The organism is Methylobacterium sp. C33D, from assembly GCF_053345825.1.
The window spans coordinates 1-1,830 of record NZ_JBKFAV010000093.1; the positions used below are offsets into that span (position 1 = coordinate 1).

Here is a 1,830-nt window from a genome sequence, read left to right on the forward strand (position 1 = left end):
TCGTAGCTGAAGCCCACCTCCGGCACGAGCTCTACCGGCAGGCCGGTCGCCAGCGCGTAGCCGGCAAAGCCCGACACCCCGCCGTTCCAGCCCGACGACAGCCCGGAGGCCTGCGACACCGCCGTGCCCAGCGCCACCGTCCGGTCGACCCGCCCGTCCGCGTACGACACCCCCGCGGTGCCGCGCAGGATCACCGCGCCGAGCCGCGTGCTCGCGTAGAGCGTGCCGCCGTAGCTGTCGGTGGTGAACCGGCCCAGCCCCGCGCCCCGGGACGTGCCGCCCTCGCGCAGGTAGCTGAACGCCCCGCCCACCTGCGTGTCCGCCCCGACCTGACGGTCGACGCCCATCAGCAGCCCGCCCGCGTCGAACCCGGCGCCCGTGGCCGCCCGGTCGCCGGCGCGCGCGCCGAACCCGTACAGCGCGTCGGCCCAGACCCGGCCCTCGCCCACCGCCAGCGGCGCCGCCGCCGCCCCGGCGCCGCCGCGCACCTGCAGCGCCGTGCGGTTCGGGCCCGGGCCCGGATCGCCCGCGCTGAACGCGCTCGCGCCGCCGCCCAGCCCGCGCTGGTGCCGGTCGATCGTGTCGGCCAGCAGCCGGCGCGCGGCGAGGTCGGTCATCACCGCGTCGCCGTAGCTCTGGCCCGACAGGCTCGCCAAGCCGCCCGGCAGGGTCGCCGGGTTGGCCGCGTAGAGCGGGTCGTACACCCGCGCCCGCGCCGCGTCCGGCCGCGTGCCGGCGGCCGGGCGGGCGAGGTCGAGGGCCGCGCCCACGGCCCGGGCGTTGCCGGTCTGGGCGAGGCCGAGGCCGGCGAGGTTGCCGTAGGCGGCGGGGGTGACCACGAGGTCGAGGCCGGTGGCGGCGTAGAGCGCGTCGAAGCGCGTGCCGGCCGGCAGGCCCGCCGCCGGCTGGGCGAGCCCGGTGAACGAGCCCGACAGCCCGGCTTGCGCGGTGAGCACGCCGAAGCGCTGGCCGAGCGCGGGGGTGAAGCTGTTGCCCGCGTTGCCGGTGATGCCGCGCAGCTCCGGCACCAGGGTGCCGCTGGCCGAGACCGTGCCGGTCGGGCCGAGCGCCAGGAGGCGGGCGTAGCTGCCCGCGCCGGTGCCGGTGCCGGGGCCGTCGATGTCGAGGCCGAGGCTGCTGCCGGGGTTGAACGCCACCGGGCCGAGGACGGTGAGCGTGCCGGGGGAGTTGCCCGGCCGCAGGGCGCCGGCGACCGTGACCGGCGCCGCGATGGTGCCGATGCCGCGCAGGGTGCCGGCGGCCGCGACGGTGACCGGCGAGGCCCAGAGCCCGTTGAGCGACAGCGTACCGGCCTGGACGGTGGTCGGGCCGGAGAACAGGCCGAGGCCGGTGAGCGTGAGCGTGCCGGGGCCGGTTTTGGTCAGGCTGGTCGGGCTGGCGGTCTCCAGGATGGCGCCGGCGTAGGTGGAGGCGGCCGCGTTGGAGACCGTGAGGGCGCCGTTGCCGAGGACGGCGGAGGCCGGGCCGGCGAGGTCGGTGAGCGTGAAGGCGGTGCCGCCGAGGTCGAGGGCGCCGGTGTTGGTCAGGCTGGTGAGCCCGGCGAGCGGGCCGGTGATCTGCAGGAGGCCGGCGTTGGTGAGCGTGCCGTTGAACTGTCCGGACAGGCGGGCGACGCCGGTGTTGGTCAGGTCTGTGGTGAGGGTGCCGTCGCTGGCCACGAGGCCGGCATTGCTGAGGCCGCCGGAGGCGGTGAGGCTGGCGGTCTGGGCGACGGCGACGAGGCCGGCATTGGCGAGGGGGCCGGCGAGGCTGTAGCTGCCGCCGCCCGTGACGGCGAGGGTCGCGCCGGCGGCGTTGGCGAAGGTGCCG

At 77.9% G+C, this 1,830-nt stretch carries 1 protein-coding gene; it reads right to left on the reverse strand.

Going from position 1 to position 1,830, the window contains the following annotated elements; genetic code table 11:
* Nucleotides 1-1,830 (reverse strand): autotransporter outer membrane beta-barrel domain-containing protein (locus ACLBXO_RS31465; RefSeq protein ID WP_447687878.1); only part of this gene is annotated, 1,830 nt, incomplete at both ends.